Genomic DNA, 17248 nt, shown 5'->3' with positions numbered 1-17248 from the left:
CCATGCAGTGGGAAATTGTCATTGGTCTTGAAGTGCATACGCAACTTTCGACACAATCAAAAATTTTTTCAAGTGCTTCGACGGCATATGGAGCGATCCCCAATAGCCAGGCTTGTGCGGTGGATTTGGCGTTGCCGGGTGTTCTGCCAGTACTGAATCGTGGCGCCGTCGAACGCGCAATTAAATTTGCGCTCGCGGTGGGGGCAAAGATTAATTCGCCTTCAATTTTTGCGCGCAAAAACTATTTTTATCCCGACTTACCTAAAGGCTATCAGATCAGTCAATTTGAGTTACCGATCGTCAGTGGTGGCCATGTCAAGATTCAAGTGGGTGAAACTGAGAGAGTAATACGCCTGACTCGGGCACATTTGGAAGAAGATGCCGGCAAGTCATTGCATGAAGATTTTCATGGCATGAGTGGAATTGATCTGAATCGGGCAGGTACGCCACTGTTAGAGATTGTTTCAGAACCCGATATCCGTGGCAGCGCGGAGGCTGTTGTCTATGCCAAAACATTGCACGCATTGGTACGCTGGATCGGGATTTGTGATGGCAATATGCAGGAAGGATCATTCCGATGCGATGCTAATGTATCAGTGCGCCCGCACGGTTCGGATAAACTGGGTACACGTTGTGAGATTAAGAATCTTAACTCATTCCGTTTTCTTGAGAAGGCGATTGATTATGAAGCCAGGCGACAAATCGAGATTCTGGAGGAAGGTGGAAGCATACGTCAGGAAACGCGACTCTATGATTCGCATAAAAACGAAACACGTACCATGCGCAGTAAAGAAGATGCTAATGATTATCGCTATTTTCCTGATCCAGATTTGCTGCCACTTGAAATATCCACAGCCTGGATTCGTGAAATAGAGGCAACGCTACCGGAATTACCAGAGGCTCGACGTAATCGCTATGTAACAGAATTTTGTCTTTCTATATATGATGCAACGCTACTGACTGCAACCCGAGAAATGGCGGACTTTTTTGAAAGTACGGTAAAACTGTTACCGGCACAAGCCAAACTCTGCGCTAACTGGATTATGGGCGAGATCAGTGCTCGGCAAAATCGGGATGGCGTTGAGATAACGGCTTGCCCGATTAATCCGACACAACTTGCCGCATTGCTGCTGCGTATCAGTGATGGCACCATTTCAGGAAAAGCGGCCAAAAGTGTATTTGATTGCATGTGGAATGGTGAGGAGGGGGGGCATGCCGACGCAATTATCGAAGCAAAAGGCTTGAAGCAGATTTTGGGTGACAGCGAGATTGAAGGGTGTGTGGATGCAGTTTTAATAGCTAATCTACAGCAAGTAATGGATTATCGTAGTGGGAAAGAGAAAGCCTTCAATTCGCTCGTTGGGCAAGTCATGAAGGCAACCAAAGGAAAAGCGAATCCTGCGCAAGTCAGCATGATTCTAAAAAAGAAATTGGCAGAATAAAAGGGAAATATCGAATATTTCAGCGATTGAATAATTAATTATAATATGCGTTGTATTGTGAGCAATATTATCGTTATCGAGCAAATTTTCTGATTATTGCCATCATTTCAGCGATTGCGGCGTCCCCATTGCCTGATTTAATTGCTGTTTGCATACAACCATGCGTATGATTCTCCAGTAACTGCATGGCAACAGCATCTAACGCAGATTGTAGTGCAGAAATCTGATTGAGCACATCGACACAATAACGATCTTCTGTAATCATTTTGGTGACGCCACGGACTTGCCCCTCGATACGGTTAAGACGTTTAATCAGTGTTTCTTTATTCGGTTGTGTAACGATATCAGGCATGCGATGTAACTCTTTATTCGTTGATGATTTCAAAACCGGTATCTTCAATAATTGCTTTAAGTTGATCTACGTCGACTATTGCTGGGTCATGTTGGATTGTGGCGAGTGCTTGATCCAGTGAAATTTCGACTTGATTTATACCTGACGTTCCGTCGAGTATAGTTTGTATGCTTTTGACACAGCCCATACAGGTCATGCCGCCTATTTTAATGAGGGTTGTTTGTATCATTGGGTATGATCCTTTAACTAGATAGATTTTAATTGAAAAAATATTTTAGCGATTTGCTTGCCATCGTTTTAATAATAGTGAATTACTGACGACGGATACTGAACTCATGGCCATGGCTGCACCTGCTATGACTGGATTGAGCAAACCCACGGCCGCCAATGGAATGCCCAGGGTGTTATAGACAAAGGCAAAGAATAAGTTCTGGCGGATTTTACTCAATGTGGCACGAGAGAGGGAAATAGCATCTGCCACGCTCATCAGGTCATTGCGTATCAGCGTGATGTCGGCCGCTTCAATGGCGACATCAGAACCGGCGCCAATGGCAAAACTGACATCAGCGGCAGCCAATGCAGGTGCATCGTTGATACCATCACCTACCATTCCGGTGAATTTACCGTTGGCCTTCATTCTCATGACCTCAGACGCTTTATCTTCAGGCAACACCTCTGCACGATAAGTGGTGATGCCTGTCCGTTTGGCAATGGCGTCCGCAGTCGCCGCATTATCGCCGGTCAGCATCACTACCTCAATGCCCATGGATTGCAATTTTTTTACAGCCTGTATGGATGTATCCCGTAAACGATCAGCTATTGCCAGATACCCCAGTATCTCAGATCTGCTATCAGAAATGATTGCCACGCCAATAACCGTTTTGCCTTCAGCCTGAAGGAGCGCGATTTGTTTATGGTCCATGTTGATATTCCGTTCTGACAGAAACCTGGGAGAGCCCAGCAAGTATTCGGAATCCTGCATACGCGCAGTAACACCCCTGCCTGCTATGGCAGAAAAATCGTGAATTGACTGTGGTGAGATCGTCATTTTGCGAGCGCTTTCAAGGACTGCTCTGGCCAGTGGATGTTCAGACCCTTGTTCCAGGTTGGCTGCAATTTGTAACAAATCGTGTGTAGTGACTGATTCGGCGGGAACGATATCGGTGACTTCCGGTTTACCCTCCGTGAGAGTGCCAGTCTTGTCGACAATGACAACTTGTATTTTTTCGGCGTGTTCCAGCGCAGCGGCATTTTTAACCAGCACACCTATTTGTGCGCCGCGCCCTGTTCCCACCATAATGGCTGTCGGCGTGGCTAATCCCAGCGCACAGGGGCAGGCAATGACGAGAACCGCGACCGCATTGATCAATGCCGGAACAAAATTACCGACCAGCCACCATGTCATGCCCAGGGTTAAAATGCTGATTGCGACCACTATGGGTACAAAAATGCCTGAGATAGAATCGGCCATACGCTGAATGGGTGCTTTGGAACCTTGTGCTTCTTCTACCAGATGAATAATAGCTGCCAGTTGAGTATCTGCACCTACGCTGGTTGCGCGGCATTTGAGCAGGCCTTGTTGATTGAGGGTAGCCGCGTAAACAGCTGCGCCCGCTTGCTTGCTGACGGGTAAGCTCTCACCTGTCAGCATGGATTCATTGACGCTGGACATGCCTTCGATAACAACGCCATCCACCGGTAGATTCTCACCCGGACGCACAATAAAGAGATCGTTTACTTGTAAGCTGCTGGCAGGTACCTCAAGTATCTCCCCATCTCGTTCTATTCTAGCGGTTTTAGGCTGTAGCCTGATCAATGCCTCAATTGCTTCGGATGTTTTACCTTTGGCGCGTGCCTCCATTAATTTTCCAAGCAGAACGAGCGTAATAATGGCGGCACTTGCTTCAAAATAAACATGCTGATTCAGTGCAAACAATGTGACCACTGCACTGAAGAAATAAGCCATGCTGGTGCCTAGCGCAACCAGTACATCCATATTAGCACCGCCACCACGCAGAGCATGCCATCCACCAATATAGAAGCGTCGGCCGATCCAGAATTGAACGGGTGTGGCCAATAGCCATTGCACCCACCGCGGCAGAACATCCATATCCATCCCGTTACCAGAGAACATTGCGCCCATTTGCAGGACTAATGGCAAAGTGAGGGCAGCAGAAATCCAGAACATGCGGCGTTCTGCATGATAGGCAGCCAGGCGCCGATTTTTTTCCTCAGAGCGGCTGGTCTCGCTGATTGGACTGGCATCATAGCCTGTTTGCATAACGGCATTGATTAAATGATCGACCGTAATCAACCCGGGTATAAAGTGGATCGTCGCAATCTCTGTTGCTACGTTGACGGTTGCAGTTTTGACGCCGGGTAATTGTTGCAGCACTTTTTCAATCTGCCCTCCACAAGCGGCGCAGGTCATTTTGCCAATTTGCAGTTGTATAGACTGAGGCGTAATGTGAAAGCCGGCTTTTTCGATTGCATTGACTAATTGATCGCTTTCGATTTGTGTATCGTCATAATGGACGCGTGCTCTTTCATTCGCGAAATTGACGGCAGCCTGAACACTGGGTAGTTTATTCAGATTCTTCTCAATGCGGATGGCGCAGGCAGCACAGGTCATGCCTTCAATGGGTAATTCAATTTGCTTGAGAACCTGGGAATTCATGGCTGCCTCCTTAATAAGCAATAGAGTTAATTTATACCCCCATAGGGTATATGTCAATCATCTTTTATGCGCTTTAAAGGCTTTTGTGAATCGATATAATGTGGCCGTCCGAATGGAGAAGTTGTAAGTTGATAATAAAATTGAGACAGATATCAATCTGGGGATATGGCACAAGATAATTAATAATCAGGTGCGAACATATTATCAATTCGCTTTACCCTGTCTCCCCTTCGAAAATCCGGGCTGTCTGGCAATGCAATGGTGGTTTGTGTACTATCCCGCATGATAACGTCGGCATCATAATAATTTGTAGTATGCGGATGTGAATCCGGTCTGCCGATTTTTCGGGCGATGGTGCCACCGATAACGCCTGCCGCGATGGCATTCAGACCTGTACCTTGCGTTATAAAATCAATGCTGCCACAGTGAGTAGTACATCCTGATGTTGGATAGTGCCGAGGAATGATGCCGGCATCGGTACTTTTGATACTGATGCTACTCCTGGCTTTGAATGCGGTACCAATCCGATGAATAGCCCGAACGGACATGTCTGGATCAGGCTTGGGCATGGGTATCGGTATGGCGATTGTATCGTATCTCTCGAGAATGGCGAGTGGCTGTGTATTGCTTTCAACTGTGGTATGTGTCATCTTGCTACTGAGTGATCTGGATTGAGCAAGCGCATGATTCGAAGATAAGCTCCAGATCAGAATGATCAATCCGGCGGTAATATAAATTTGATGCATGGTTGGCAGGAAAAATCTGCTTGCTGTAGAACTTGTTTGTTCACGGCTATTTGACATGGTTGATCGCCTTTTAATTAGATCTCAATATAATAATCGGCAGAAATTACATGTTCATAGAATGTTTCTTATGATGATGAGTTGAGATCCCTTTAGTCATATTAGTCGTGACAATCGCAAAATCCAAAGTGCAAGACCGCTGCATAACTGATTATCTCGGGTTGGGCAAGATTTTTAAGTGTTTGATTTATCAATGCTACAAGTAATCAGAACAGCTTAAAAACACAGTTATGCAGCAGTCTTAGTGCTTTTGAATGTACAGAATGTCGATTTAAAGCCAATGCCGACTTGGTAGGTGCCTTGAATGTACTTGAGCGAGGACATCGCTTGTTAGCCTGTGGAGTTGAAACGTTAGTTTCGTCTAAGAAGCAGGAACCAGTAGGCAGTAGCAATACAAACCTACTCTTAACGGCTTAATAAGTCGCTAGGAATCCCCTTCGTTTAGGAAGGGGAGGATGTCAAAGTGTTCTTTTTTTTACAGAAAGTTCATGAATCCATACTTTTTTCCTCTTTAGGATCAGTTTTCTCCGGTTTCCTATGCTGATTTTCTTGAGATTGTGCCACTTGATTGGATTGCGTTGTTTTTTTATGCTCTTTCATTAAAAAAACAGTGATAAAGATGCCCAGCTCATAAAGCAGGTAAAGGGGAACAGCCAGCATAAACTGCGAAATAACGTCAGGCGGTGTGAAAATTGCGCCAATGACAAATGCCCCGACCAGAACATAATGACGTATCTCTTTTAGCTTCTTGATTGTGATGATGCCGGTTCTAGCGAGTACCACGACAAATACCGGTACTTCAAAAGTAATGCCAAAAGCAAGAAACATAGATAAAACGAAATTGAGGTATTTATCGATATCCGTCATGACCGCAACCCCTTCTGGTGCAAAGTAGGTAATAAACTCGAATACCAGCGGCAGCGCAGCAAGATAAGCAAATGCCATTCCAAAAAAGAACAGCAGGCTACTCGCAACAACGAGGGGCAGGGCTAGCCGTTTTTCATGGGAATAAAGTCCGGGTGCAACAAAAGCCCAGACCTGATAGAGTGTATGGGGTAACGTAATCAGAAAAGCCACCATCATGGCTACTTTCATCGGTACAAAAAAGGGTGTGGCGACATCGGTCGCAATCATTTGTCCGCCCTGCGGCAGCTTCTCCAAAAGAGGCTGGGCGAGTAGGGTATATAGTTCTCGTGCATAGAAAGCACAAGGCAAGAACCCGATCATGAGCCCGCTGATTATACGTATTATTCTGGCGCGTAATTCCACCAGATGTGAAACAAAGGTGCCTTCAATGCTCATAAAGAGGAAGAAAATGGATTGTGTGTTTAACGGGCATCTGGATTGATTAGAAAAGGCCTATTTGAGGATTATTTGTTTTCCTTTTCAAGGGTATCATGTTTCTTTGATGCATCTGTTTCCAATGTCGGTTGCTGCTCAGTCATGCCAGCTTTCACATCGGTGGTAGGTGGCGATGCTGTAACCTGGGTTTCTTGATCAGCAGCTTCAACGGCTGATTTTAGTTGGTCCATTTCCTGTCGCATTGAATTTTCAAGTGTCTGTGCTGTTTCCTGCATGGATGCATGCAGGTTTTTTAATTCCTCCAGTTTTATCTCGCTTTGAATATCATTTCTTACGTTGCCAACGTAACGTCGGACACGCCCCAGTAAATGTCCAAGTGTACGAGCAACTTTAGGGAGTCGTTCTGGACCGATAACGATCAATGCAACAATTGAGATGATCAGTATTTCTGTAAAACTGATATCAAACATTGGATTGTAGTATAAATAGTATCACTATAACAGCTGGCCAGATTGTGATGTGCCTGATTGTGGGGAGGACTGTCACCGCGGGTATCAAACTTTGGTGTGTGTTTTTTCCTTAATTTCGCCTTCTATGGGCTGCCCGTTAATTTGTGAGGGCGGGGGCGATGTGTTCTCGGTTTCTGATTCTTTGATTCCTTCTTTGAAGCCTTTTACGGCACTGCCTAAATCACCTCCGAGGTTACGCAGTTTTTTGGTGCCGAATACGAGAATCACAATCGCCAGAACAACCAGCCAATGCCAAATACTGAATGTGCCCATCACTTACTCCTTAACATGAAACAGCTTAACCTAACCGTGATGAATCATTACAGGCAGGCGCTCCTTACCTCCGATAATATGAAAATGCAGATGGAAAACTTCCTGACCACCGACGCGTCCAGTATTAATGATGGTGCGGAAGCCATCTGTGCAGCCCTGCTTGCTTGCCAGTTGAGGTGTTAATAATAGCATCTTACCTAATAGGCGCTGATGAATATCATCGACCTCAGTTAATGCAGCAATATGCAATTTTGGTATCAATAAAATATGGACCGGTGCTGCTGGATGAATGTCATTGAAAGCAAGCACATCTTCATCCTCATATAGCTTTTTGGCCGGGATTTCACCCTGAATAATTTTGCAGAATATACAACTATCCATTAATTTATCCTATTTTCCGCGATGCTTTTTCATCGATTCCCGAAATACCTTCACGTTTTTGTAGCTCTTTCAGCACATCATCAGGACTTACTTCATGATGAGCAAGCAATACCAGGCAATGAAACCATAAGTCGGCTATTTCGCGTATGACGTGTTGAGCATCGCCATCCTTTGATGCCAGCAGGGTCTCTGCAGATTCTTCCGCTATTTTTCTGAGTATCTTATCTTGCCCCTCGTGCAATAGCTTCGCTACATACGAACTGGCAGGATCCGCCTGTTTTCGTGTCTCGATTGTTTCCGCCAAACGATGGAAAATAGTCGCATCTATCATTTGTTGTAGATGCTTTTGGGATCCTTGAGTACTGGCGCAATAATCATCCATTGATCATTCTCAAGTTTGTTAAAAAAACAACTGTATCTTCCCGTGTGACAGGCAATACCCCCGACTTGTTCCACCGTCAGTAATAATACATCCTCGTCACAATCCAGATAAATCTCTTTTATTTTCTGAACATGGCCCGATTCTTCTCCTTTGTGCCAGAGTTTTTTCCGAGTACGGGACCAATAGATTGCCTGGCCCATTTCGACAGTCAGTTTAATGGCTTCACGATTCATCCAGGCAAACATTAATATTTTGCCACTGCCCGCTTCTTGAGTGATTACGGGCACGAGTCCATCTTCAGACCAATTGATTTTGCTGAGCCAATGCGTAGACATAATTTAAGACTTGAGTAGGGTTGTTAAGATTGAATGTTTTGTTCTATTATCATTGTCGTACCTCAATATCATGCTGTGCCATGTATTGTTTTGCCTGCTGTACGGTATATTCTCCATAATGAAATATACTGGCTGCTAACACGGCATCTGCATGACCCTGCAGAATGCCATCGACCAAATGATCCAGATTGCCAACGCCGCCACTGGCAATAACGGGTATATCCACTGCATCGGAAATGGCCCGGGTGAGTGCCAGATCGAAGCCGTTACGAGTGCCGTCTCTATCCATGCTGGTCAGAAGCAGCTCGCCCGCCCCCAGTGTTTGCATTTTTTTCGCCCACTCAATGGCATCGATGCCGGTTGCTTTCCGTCCGCCATGTGTAAAAACTTCCCAGCGGGGTGGGTTATGTTGATGATGGACTTGTTTGGCATCTATAGCAACTACAATACATTGTGCACCATAATGATCTGCTGCATCCGCTACCAGTTGCGGATTGAGTACGGCAGCGGTATTGATGCCGACTTTGTCGGCTCCCGCGTTTAGTAACCGGCGGACATCGGCTACCTGACGGACACCACCTCCGACTGTTAATGGAATGAAAATCTGAGCGGCAACATCTTCAATAATATGTAGAATCAGATCCCGATCATCAGAGCTGGCAGTGATATCCAGAAAAGTCAGTTCATCGGCACCTTGTTCGTCATATCGGCGGGCTATTTCGACAGGATCACCGGTATCTCGAAGCTCAACAAAATTAACGCCTTTAACGACGCGTCCGTTGGTGACATCCAGGCATGGAATAATACGTTTAGCGAGGCCCATAAGATTAGAGTGTTGTTATTGTGATGTGATCTGATTGCATGAAGAGCACAGTGTCAATGTGAATAAAACGGATCTTTTATATCGCATACTATTGAGCCCGTTTGTCGGCTAATATCTGTGCTTCTTTGAAGTCCAGCGAGCCTTCATAAATAGCCCGCCCGGTTATCGCACCCATGATACCTTCTTGTTCGATTTCGCAGAGTGTGCTGACATCATCCAGATTGGTAATTCCACCGCTGGCGATAACAGGAATGGTGAGTTCTCTGGCCAATGCAACGGTTGCCTTGATATTCACGCCACTGAGCATACCATCTCGCCCGATATCAGTGTAGATAACAGCTTCAACACCATATCCTTCAAATTTCTTAGCCAGATCGATGACATCATGGCCTGTTACCTTGGACCAGCCATCGACCGCAACCTTGCCATCCTTTGCATCGAGTCCAACCATAATATGGCCGGGAAAGGCATTGCAGGCATCGTGGAGGAATCCGGGTATTTTTATTGCAGCAGTACCAATGATGACATAAGTAATGCCATTATCCAGATAACGCTCGATAGTTTCTAAATCACGGATACCACCGCCCAGTTGAATGGGAATTTTGTTATCGATGGTTTGAATAATTTTTAGAATAGATGACTTGTTTTGTGGTTTGCCGGCAAATGCACCGTTCAGATCAACCAAATGGAGTCGTCGTGCACCCTGGTTTAGCCAGTGTGCTGCCATTTTGTCAGGATCTTCAGAAAAGATCGTGGCATCATCCATGATGCCTTGCTTAAGCCGGACACAGTGTCCATCTTTGAGATCTATTGCGGGAATAATCAGCATAGCTTAATTAGAATCGGTGATTGATAATGGACAGATGATATAAATAAGGTCATTTTTGTTAATTTAAATAAACAGTTAGTTTTTGAAGTTGGGTGTCCATTGCGCAAAATTGCTTAATAATCTTAAACCGGATGCATGACTCTTTTCCGGATGAAACTGAACAGCAAAAATATTATCCTGTGCGACAGCACAAGTAAATGGGAAAGGATAATTACTACTTGCAGCGATCGATTTTAGATGACTTGTTTCAACGTGATAGCTGTGTACAAAATAAAATCGGGTATTATCGGCGATTCCTTCCCACAGGGGGTGCGCCATCGTTTGATGTACCTGGTTCCAGCCCATATGGGGTACCTTAAGCTTTTGACCATCGGTTGTTGTCATGGCTTCAATTGGGAAATGAACCACTTTGCCCGGTAAAATATTTAAACAGCTGACATGGCCTTCTTCACTTTCCTCAAAGAGCATTTGTAAGCCAATGCATATTCCGAGGAAGGGTTTGTTGGCAGCCGCTTCTAATACGACCTGGTGTAGCCCGCGTGCATCTAATTCACGCATGCAGTTTGGCATGGCACCCTGACCGGGTACAATGACGCGTTTCGCCTGGTGTACGATGGATGGGTCACTCGTAACTACAATGGAAGCGGTCGGGGCTGCATGCTCCAGGGCTTTCAATACTGAGCGTAAATTGCCCATTCCATAATCAACAATTGCAATATCAGTCATACGTAGAATATCAAAACAAGAATGCTTATAAAGATCCCTTGGTAGACGGTATGATGTCCGCTGCACCAGGATCAAGCTCTATTGCCATGCGGAGTGCCCGACCAAATGCCTTGAATACCGTTTCTGCCTGGTGATGCGCATTTTTACCGGTGAGGTTATCAATATGCAGGGTAACCCAAGCATGATTGACAAAACCCTGAAAGAATTCATTCACCAAATCTACATCAAATTCACCAATACGGGCACGCACAAAATCGATTTTAAGCTCGAGCCCAGGGCGTCCGGATAAATCAATGACGACTCTTGATAATGCCTCATCCAGTGGCACATAAGCATGGCCATAGCGGCGTAAACCTTTTTTATCACCTACTGCCTGTTTGAAGGCCTGTCCCAACGTAATGCCGATATCTTCGACCGTATGGTGTGCATCGATATGCAAATCCCCTTTGGCAGTAACTTCAATATCCAGCATGCCATGGCGTGCTATCTGATCGAGCATATGATCCAAAAAGGGAATGCCGGTTTCCAGTATGGCCTGGCCTGTTCCATCCAGGTTTAAATTGACACTGATTTGGGTTTCCAGTGTATGACGCGTAATGTGTGCCTGTCGCATAAAATTAATATCTTTGATTAAAAGAAGCGATTGATAAATAAATAGTTAAGCTGATCTGTCGATTATGGCGTGTAAAGCGGTACAAAATTGTGTATTTTCATCCGGTGTTCCGATTGTCACACGTAAGCAATCTTTTAATAAGGGGTGTGTTCCATTCAGGTTCTTGATTAATATTCCACGCTGTTTGAGTGCCTGAAAAACCTGATTGGCTTCGTTGATACGAAATAAAATAAAATTAGCATCCGAATGAAAAACCTGAATACCCGCCAATGCACTCAAGCGCCTGTTCATTTCTGCCCGTTCGGTTTTAATTGCCGTGGCTTGTTGCAATAGTATATCAGGGTGGCGCAATACCGCTTTTGCAATTAATTGGGTCATTATGCCCACATTATAGGGCAAACGCAGCTTTTCCATCTGTACCAGCCATTCAGACCGGCCAATTAATAGTCCGAGCCTTAAACCCGCCAGTCCCACTTTGGAAAGCGTACGCATTAATAATAAGTTTGGGTGTCGTGCGAGTTCTCCCATTAAGCTTTTGTCAGCAAAGACATGATAGGCCTCATCCACAACGACCAGACCGGGAGTCGCTTCAATAATACGAGAAATCATTTTGGCATCAAACAAGTTGCCTGTTGGATTATTGGGATAGGCGAGAAAAATGACTGCGGGTTGATGTTTTTCGATCGCTGCCAGCATGGCATCGAGGTTCAGTGAAAAATCACTGTTGAGCGGCACCCCGACATAATCAATGCGAGCAAAAGTAGCGATCATGCGAAACATAACAAATGCGGGCTCAACACTCATTAATACGGCACCCGGTCTGGCCATTGCCATGGCGATAATCTGAATGACCTCATCTGAACCATTGCCGAGTAATACTGCCATGTCAGGTGGAATAGCCAGTGCTTCCCGCAAAGTGGCAATCAGCGAAGCAGCGCTGGCATCGGGATAACGATTGACGGGCGCCTCGGCTGCCAATTGCGCAATCTCATCGCGCAGTACGGCGGGCAATGTGTACGGGTTTTCCATCGCATCCAGTTTTATCATGCCTGTTGCAGGTGAAACATGATAGGCCGAGAGTGCAAGAATTTCCGGACGAATAATCTGATCTGGGGTGTAAGAATTAGGCATATCGCCCATTTTAACTCAACACAGATTTAAAAATGAAACTTGCCGTACTTTATTTTTCAGAGATCTTTGCAAAATCCCTCGCCAGAAGTTTTCTGCTCTTGATTATAAAGAGTTAATTTTTCAACTATTGAGATTTTACAAGGCTCTCGCAGTGTATATAGTTAGCAGGATTCCTTCACCACCCCGGGAAGATAGGTACGATGGCATGGCGCGCGGACGGCAGGCTGTTCTTTAAAGGTGAATAACACAATGTGCCGAGAAATCTACCGAGCCTTGGGGACAACGATCACAGGGCATCTGGCGGCCTGTAGTATTTTTTGTACCGTACTGCCGATAAATAGGTTGCCCAGTGATCCTCGGCCATGGCCGGCTATCAAGATCGCATTAATATCGTTTTCATTCGCGAATTGACAGATCGCTGCTGCGGGATCGTCCGTGCCGGGAATGGCTTCGGTGTGGGTCTTCAGGTTATGAAAATGTTCCTGAGCAATCAGATCCAACTTGGCCTTGGTTTGTTTGAAAATATCTTCTCGGTATTTTGTCAGCGTATCGGGGTCTGGAAGTTGCTCCAATAATAGCGGAGGTGCATTCCAATCCTGCATAACATTCAATATGGTAATGTGGCTGTGCTCCATATTTGCCGCGTATGCAAAAGCAGCAAACGATACATCTGAGAAATCAGTAGTCACCAAAACATTTTTAAAGTACATAAAATCTCCCTTTAAATTCGATTGTCTACAATGATACGTCGCAGGTGATTGACTCGTTGCTATTTGTTGCTACCTTTTAATGTGCGCGGTCTCACTTTTTTTGTTGTTGTGAATATTCATATCGCAGTGTTTTAACTACTTGAGAATAACGATAATGTATTCTCTGGATATGGTCAATATGAATGCGTCGATTGTTTTCTTACAAAAGACCGCTGCATAACTATATTTTTGAGTTTTTCTGATTACTTGCAGTATTGATGAATCAAACACTTAAAAACCTTGCCCAGTCCGAGATAACCAGTTATGCAGCGGTCTTTACAATAAATGGCTTTTATCTCCACTGCGAAAACCGATTAATGATTGGTCAATATGCTTGCCCATGGCGATGACTTTGAATAATTCGCCCATTTCGGCAGGACTGACCAGTTTTTGCAATTGATTTGCCTGCGGCAGGTAGGCGTGAATATCTTCGGCTGAAGTCTGTGCCAGTATTTCTGTGATGCCACAATTGATCAGAAAGTGGGCCTGAGTCGTATATCCCAGGAATTCCAGCCCGGTATGGGGGATGGCTTCTACGACCGCGCTGAAATCGACGTGGCTGGTGATGTCCTGCAATCCCGGTAAGTAAAATGGATCATCGTGCGCATGATGACGATAATGGCACATGAGCGTTCCCTGATTGCGTTGAGGGTGATAATACTCGTTATTTCCGAAACCATAATCGATCAGAATGATGGCACCTTGCCGCAACATGTCTGCCAGGCTGTGGATGAAAGGTCTCACGGCCAGGTTGATTTCACTGGTGTAAGGCTGATTCTGGTTGCCATTCCGGTTAACTTGGAGAGTTAATTTGCTGGCGATCTCAAATAATGTGCCCTTTAGTAGCGGACGTTCCTGCCAGGTAAATGTTTCATTTTGACAAGCGACGCCGCGCTCGAACAGTTGATTATCCCGCCATGTGACCAGATGCACCGGCATGGCATCGAGTACCTCATTGGCCAGTATCAGGCCATCGAATGTGGAGGGTAGTTGTTCAAGCCAGTGTAGCCGCGAAACAAGATGAGGTGCCTGGTCGTTAAACAAAGCCCGTTGTCGCTGGCGTAATTCAGCGCTGACTTCAAGAATAAAATATTTTTCTGGCAAGCATCCCTGTTTTTCCAATTCAAGCAATAAATCCAGTGCCAGCTTGCCAGAACCGGCGCCAAATTCCAGAATAGCCGCTTGCTCGATCAGCCTCAGTATTTGCTGTGCCTGTTGTGCCAGAGCGCGGCCAAATAGAGAAGAAATCTCAGGCGCAGTGACAAAGTCACCCGCACTCCCGAACTTGGTTGTGCCGCCGCTGTAGTAACCCAGGCCGGGGGCATAGAGCGCGTGTTCCATATAATGTGCAAAGGAAATCCAATGATCTGCGGCGCGGATCTCGGCTTGAATGGCTTGTTGTGCTGCATGGCTGTGCTGGAGAGCAGCTTCATTGGGTGTCGGTAATGTCGTGCGTGAAGGCATCGGTGCTTGAGTATCTTTATGGTAAATTTCTGGGTTGAATGGAATAAGTCAGTTATCGCGTGTCTGGTGCATTCAGCCAATCCGGCTACATTGCAATGGGATGTGAATGGGATAGGCAGCGCAATAGTGTAACAATACTTTTAAGGAGGTGCCTGTGCAAGGAAAAGTAATACTGATTACGGGGGGAGCTAAACGAGTTGGTGCGGCTATTTGCAGAAAATTACATAGGTACGGCGCTAATCTCGTCATACATTATCGTGCCTCGCTGGCGGCCGCACAGGCTTTGCAGGCTGAGTTAAATCAAAAACGGCCTGATTCAGTGGTGTTAGTTCAAGCCGATTTACTGGATACCCGTCTGTTACCTGATTTAATCGATAAAGCTGCGGCGCGATTTGGCAGACTGGATGTACTGATCAATAATGCTTCCAGTTTTTTTCCGACACCGTTAGGTGAGTGTACGCTGGAAACGTGGGATGATCTGATCGGTAGTAACCTCCAAGCGCCGCTGTTCTTATCGCAGGCCGCGGCACCTTATCTGAGGCAACAGCGGGGTTGTATTGTCAATATTGTGGATATTCATGCGGATCGTCCCCTGAAAAATTATGTAATCTATAGCGCAGCCAAAGGTGGCCTGGCATCACTGACCCGATCGTTGGCGCTGGAGCTTGCACCTGAAGTACGGGTCAATGGCGTCTCTCCAGGTCCCATTTTATGGCCGGAGGATGGCGAACTGACCAATGAAGCCGCCCGTCAAGCTATCATTGAGGCAACGTTATTAAAACGCACCGGCGAACCGGAAGATATTGCCAGAACGGTACGCTTTCTTATTGCAGAAGCACCGTATATTACGGGCCAGATCATTGCCGTGGATGGCGGGCGCAGCATTAATCTGTAATCAGGAAGATGACTGAGATTGGTAGTGCATACGACTACTCACCAAAAGCATTCTGAATCCATTCGATTTTTTGACCATGGCTACCTGACAGGAGGACCACATCAAAGCGACAAGCGGGATTATTGTTTAATCCGGCAAGATAATGACGGGCTGTACGCAATAGCCGGGTTTGTTTGGATAAGGTAATACTGGCCGCTGCACCGCCGAAATAATCGCTTGACCGCATTCTGACTTCGACAAAGACCAGTATGGTCTTGTCGCGCATGATCAGATCAATTTCCCCAAATCGGCAACGATAGTTCTGTGTGAGTAGAATCAGGTTTTGACGTTGGAGAAAAGCGATTGCCAGTTGTTCTGCCTGATTACCGTTCATCGATGGACGCGTCTTATTGCGAGTTCAGGCGTAATACACGGCCATTATGAAACTTGGCTGGGATTGCTTCCCGTATGAATTGATTGGGTGGCGTAAAATGGATATATCCTGTTACGCCATCTAATGAAATTTCATCAACTGTATATGCTTGCAACATGCGTGCCATTAATCGAAAAGCATCGATACCTAATGCGTAAAGGCGCTCCATATCCATACTCCCGAGGTTATCTGCATGACGATAGGCCATGACGGCGGGATGATCCGGCTGTAATAACCAGGGCATGTCAACAAACCGGATATCATTGAGGTCATGGTTGTACAGAGAATTATCCTTGCCGGTATAGACTTGGGAAGTAGCGTAGACGGGCGTGCCGGGGTTGAGATAGGGTCGCAATATGCGGGATTTCTTAGCATCCAGAGTGAGGAAAATAACCGTATTTTTATCCGCCGTCTGCCTGCGAAACTGTTTCAACACGGAGGGCTCATTATAATAAGGGATGGATTCGGCAGTTGCATATGCATCCGACTGCAGCCATTTGTCTGCAAAAGCGGCTTGCAAGCGTAACGACAAAGGGCTGCCGTCATGAATAATAACTGCATGCGGCCTATTTTCAGCCTTGGCGAATTCTGCGCTCAGGCTGGCTTCATTTTCCATTTGCAAGCCAAACAGATAGAGGTTGGGCGGTGCTATGATATCGCCGTCAGCTGTATTTAATGTGAGTGTGGGGACTGCGATTACGCTGCTGGAAGCCAGGGCAGATACGCCGTCGCGGGTCAAGGGGCCCACCACCAGTATGGCACCGGCATCCAGTGCCTGATGGTAGGTGATGAGGATATCCAGTGGATCATCGGTTGTTGAATAAACCCGGATGGTGGTCGGCAGGGTCTGTTCGCGCGTTGCCGCCGCTGCGAAACCTTGTCGTACTACATCCGCAGCTTGTCCGAATGATGATGATTGTAACGGTAACAGCAGGGCAACATGCGGCACGAGCGATGGCGCCGACGCTGTCTCGTCATAATTGGAAATATGATCTTCCAAGTGGGTCGAAAAGGCGCGTGGACTGATGTGCAGTGCGATGATAGATATCAGACAGGCAGCAAAAAAACGTTGCATCGTGATGAATATGCGGATAAAAATCACATTATATGTGGTTGCGCCGTTGATAGGCAATTTAAACATTTGCTACAG

General features: G+C 46.0%; 21 protein-coding genes. 2 read left to right on the top strand and 19 right to left on the bottom strand.

Annotated features, from left to right (window positions below; genetic code table 11):
* Nucleotides 1-2: 2 nt before the first annotated feature.
* Nucleotides 3-1442, top strand: coding sequence for an Asp-tRNA(Asn)/Glu-tRNA(Gln) amidotransferase subunit GatB (gene gatB / locus BUQ89_RS12325; protein WP_028461390.1), 1440 nt, complete (start codon nt 3-5; stop codon nt 1440-1442).
* A 73-nt stretch (nt 1443-1515) separates the two neighbouring features.
* Here the strand turns inward: gatB and BUQ89_RS12320 are convergent, their stop codons facing one another.
* The 17 genes from BUQ89_RS12320 to BUQ89_RS12240 form a co-directional block, all read right to left on the bottom strand.
* Entirely contained in the window at nt 1516-1794 is a 279-nt protein-coding gene (locus BUQ89_RS12320; RefSeq protein ID WP_028461389.1) for a metal-sensitive transcriptional regulator, read from the bottom strand.
* Between the two features lie 13 nt (nt 1795-1807).
* Nucleotides 1808-2023, bottom strand: a complete 216-nt coding sequence (locus BUQ89_RS12315; protein WP_028461388.1) for a heavy-metal-associated domain-containing protein — start codon at nt 2021-2023, stop codon at nt 1808-1810.
* 45 nt (nt 2024-2068) lie between these two features.
* Complete coding sequence (locus BUQ89_RS12310; protein WP_028461387.1) at nt 2069-4471, bottom strand: heavy metal translocating P-type ATPase; 2403 nt, start codon at nt 4469-4471, stop codon at nt 2069-2071.
* Between the two features lie 179 nt (nt 4472-4650).
* Complete coding sequence (locus BUQ89_RS12305) at nt 4651-5274, bottom strand: hypothetical protein (protein ID WP_051537573.1); 624 nt, start codon at nt 5272-5274, stop codon at nt 4651-4653.
* Between the two features lie 486 nt (nt 5275-5760).
* Complete coding sequence (tatC, locus tag BUQ89_RS12300; protein ID WP_036572948.1) at nt 5761-6576, bottom strand: twin-arginine translocase subunit TatC; 816 nt, start codon at nt 6574-6576, stop codon at nt 5761-5763.
* A gap of 68 nt (nt 6577-6644) precedes the next feature.
* On the bottom strand, nt 6645-7046 hold the full coding sequence (tatB, locus tag BUQ89_RS12295; RefSeq protein WP_051537572.1) for a Sec-independent protein translocase protein TatB: 402 nt from the start codon (nt 7044-7046) through the stop codon (nt 6645-6647).
* An 84-nt stretch (nt 7047-7130) separates the two neighbouring features.
* Nucleotides 7131-7358: a Sec-independent protein translocase subunit TatA gene (gene tatA / locus BUQ89_RS12290; RefSeq protein WP_028461386.1), complete on the bottom strand. Its 228-nt coding sequence runs from the start codon at nt 7356-7358 to the stop codon at nt 7131-7133.
* 30 nt (nt 7359-7388) lie between these two features.
* Complete coding sequence (locus BUQ89_RS12285) at nt 7389-7739, bottom strand: histidine triad nucleotide-binding protein (protein WP_028461385.1); 351 nt, start codon at nt 7737-7739, stop codon at nt 7389-7391.
* 4 nt (nt 7740-7743) lie between these two features.
* Complete coding sequence (locus tag BUQ89_RS12280; protein ID WP_028461384.1) at nt 7744-8070, bottom strand: phosphoribosyl-ATP diphosphatase; 327 nt, start codon at nt 8068-8070, stop codon at nt 7744-7746.
* Nucleotides 8067-8456: a phosphoribosyl-AMP cyclohydrolase gene (hisI, locus tag BUQ89_RS12275; protein WP_028461383.1), complete on the bottom strand. Its 390-nt coding sequence runs from the start codon at nt 8454-8456 to the stop codon at nt 8067-8069. Before hisI ends, BUQ89_RS12280 begins: the two co-directional genes overlap by 4 nt.
* Nucleotides 8457-8505: 49 nt before the next feature.
* Nucleotides 8506-9279 carry an imidazole glycerol phosphate synthase subunit HisF gene (gene hisF, locus BUQ89_RS12270; RefSeq protein WP_028461382.1) on the bottom strand — a complete coding sequence of 258 codons (774 nt, stop codon included), beginning with the start codon at nt 9277-9279 and terminating at the stop codon, nt 8506-8508.
* A gap of 88 nt (nt 9280-9367) precedes the next feature.
* The gene (gene hisA / locus BUQ89_RS12265) at nt 9368-10108 is read right to left on the bottom strand and encodes a 1-(5-phosphoribosyl)-5-[(5-phosphoribosylamino)methylideneamino]imidazole-4-carboxamide isomerase (protein WP_028461381.1); all 741 of its coding nucleotides are present in this window, start codon (nt 10106-10108) and stop codon (nt 9368-9370) included.
* A 75-nt stretch (nt 10109-10183) separates the two neighbouring features.
* Entirely contained in the window at nt 10184-10834 is a 651-nt protein-coding gene (gene hisH, locus BUQ89_RS12260; protein ID WP_028461380.1) for an imidazole glycerol phosphate synthase subunit HisH, read from the bottom strand.
* Nucleotides 10835-10859: 25 nt separating this feature from the next.
* Nucleotides 10860-11447: an imidazoleglycerol-phosphate dehydratase HisB gene (hisB, locus tag BUQ89_RS12255; protein WP_028461379.1), complete on the bottom strand. Its 588-nt coding sequence runs from the start codon at nt 11445-11447 to the stop codon at nt 10860-10862.
* Between the two features lie 45 nt (nt 11448-11492).
* A complete protein-coding gene (gene hisC / locus BUQ89_RS12250) occupies nt 11493-12578 on the bottom strand; it encodes a histidinol-phosphate transaminase (RefSeq protein ID WP_245813015.1) in 1086 nt (361 codons plus the stop codon).
* 263 nt (nt 12579-12841) lie between these two features.
* Entirely contained in the window at nt 12842-13288 is a 447-nt protein-coding gene (locus tag BUQ89_RS12245) for a universal stress protein (protein WP_028461377.1), read from the bottom strand.
* Nucleotides 13289-13603: 315 nt separating this feature from the next.
* A complete protein-coding gene (locus tag BUQ89_RS12240; RefSeq protein ID WP_028461376.1) occupies nt 13604-14791 on the bottom strand; it encodes a class I SAM-dependent methyltransferase in 1188 nt (395 codons plus the stop codon).
* A 154-nt stretch (nt 14792-14945) separates the two neighbouring features.
* Between BUQ89_RS12240 and BUQ89_RS12235 the strand changes: the two genes are divergently transcribed.
* Complete coding sequence (locus BUQ89_RS12235; RefSeq protein WP_028461375.1) at nt 14946-15686, top strand: pteridine reductase; 741 nt, start codon at nt 14946-14948, stop codon at nt 15684-15686.
* 34 nt (nt 15687-15720) lie between these two features.
* Here BUQ89_RS12235 and BUQ89_RS12230 read toward each other — a convergent pair whose 3' ends face one another.
* Together BUQ89_RS12230 and BUQ89_RS12225 are read right to left on the bottom strand one after the other, a co-directional pair.
* Entirely contained in the window at nt 15721-16059 is a 339-nt protein-coding gene (locus tag BUQ89_RS12230) for a YraN family protein (protein WP_028461374.1), read from the bottom strand.
* Between the two features lie 13 nt (nt 16060-16072).
* Nucleotides 16073-17239 carry a penicillin-binding protein activator gene (locus BUQ89_RS12225; protein ID WP_245813014.1) on the bottom strand — a complete coding sequence of 389 codons (1167 nt, stop codon included), beginning with the start codon at nt 17237-17239 and terminating at the stop codon, nt 16073-16075.
* Nucleotides 17240-17248: the final 9 nt, after the last annotated feature.

The sequence above is a fragment of the Nitrosomonas cryotolerans ATCC 49181 genome (genome assembly GCF_900143275.1).
Taxonomy (GTDB): Bacteria; Pseudomonadota; Gammaproteobacteria; order Burkholderiales; family Nitrosomonadaceae; genus Nitrosomonas; species Nitrosomonas cryotolerans.
This window is presented reverse-complemented; position numbering and strand designations above follow the sequence as displayed.

Bases quoted from the DNA above. Each gene is read 5' to 3' on its own strand.
- hisA (WP_028461381.1), bottom strand. From the start codon at position 10,108: ATGCTGATTATTCCCGCAATAGATCTCAAAGATGGACACTGTGTCCGG.
- hisI (WP_028461383.1), bottom strand. From the start codon at position 8,456: ATGTCTACGCATTGGCTCAGCAAAATCAATTGGTCTGAAGATGGACTC.
- BUQ89_RS12230 (WP_028461374.1), bottom strand. From the start codon at position 16,059: ATGAACGGTAATCAGGCAGAACAACTGGCAATCGCTTTTCTCCAACGT.
- tatC (WP_036572948.1), bottom strand. From the start codon at position 6,576: ATGAGCATTGAAGGCACCTTTGTTTCACATCTGGTGGAATTACGCGCC.
- hisH (WP_028461380.1), bottom strand. From the start codon at position 10,834: ATGACTGATATTGCAATTGTTGATTATGGAATGGGCAATTTACGCTCA.
- tatA (WP_028461386.1), bottom strand. From the start codon at position 7,358: ATGGGCACATTCAGTATTTGGCATTGGCTGGTTGTTCTGGCGATTGTG.
- BUQ89_RS12320 (WP_028461389.1), bottom strand. From the start codon at position 1,794: ATGCCTGATATCGTTACACAACCGAATAAAGAAACACTGATTAAACGT.
- BUQ89_RS12245 (WP_028461377.1), bottom strand. From the start codon at position 13,288: ATGTACTTTAAAAATGTTTTGGTGACTACTGATTTCTCAGATGTATCG.
- hisB (WP_028461379.1), bottom strand. From the start codon at position 11,447: ATGCGACAGGCACACATTACGCGTCATACACTGGAAACCCAAATCAGT.
- hisF (WP_028461382.1), bottom strand. From the start codon at position 9,279: ATGGGCCTCGCTAAACGTATTATTCCATGCCTGGATGTCACCAACGGA.
- BUQ89_RS12280 (WP_028461384.1), bottom strand. From the start codon at position 8,070: ATGATAGATGCGACTATTTTCCATCGTTTGGCGGAAACAATCGAGACA.
- tatB (WP_051537572.1), bottom strand. From the start codon at position 7,046: ATGTTTGATATCAGTTTTACAGAAATACTGATCATCTCAATTGTTGCA.
- BUQ89_RS12240 (WP_028461376.1), bottom strand. From the start codon at position 14,791: ATGCCTTCACGCACGACATTACCGACACCCAATGAAGCTGCTCTCCAG.
- gatB (WP_028461390.1), top strand. From the start codon at position 3: ATGCAGTGGGAAATTGTCATTGGTCTTGAAGTGCATACGCAACTTTCG.
- BUQ89_RS12315 (WP_028461388.1), bottom strand. From the start codon at position 2,023: ATGATACAAACAACCCTCATTAAAATAGGCGGCATGACCTGTATGGGC.
- BUQ89_RS12225 (WP_245813014.1), bottom strand. From the start codon at position 17,239: ATGTTTAAATTGCCTATCAACGGCGCAACCACATATAATGTGATTTTT.
- BUQ89_RS12305 (WP_051537573.1), bottom strand. From the start codon at position 5,274: ATGTCAAATAGCCGTGAACAAACAAGTTCTACAGCAAGCAGATTTTTC.
- hisC (WP_245813015.1), bottom strand. From the start codon at position 12,578: ATGCCTAATTCTTACACCCCAGATCAGATTATTCGTCCGGAAATTCTT.
- BUQ89_RS12285 (WP_028461385.1), bottom strand. From the start codon at position 7,739: ATGGATAGTTGTATATTCTGCAAAATTATTCAGGGTGAAATCCCGGCC.
- BUQ89_RS12310 (WP_028461387.1), bottom strand. From the start codon at position 4,471: ATGAATTCCCAGGTTCTCAAGCAAATTGAATTACCCATTGAAGGCATG.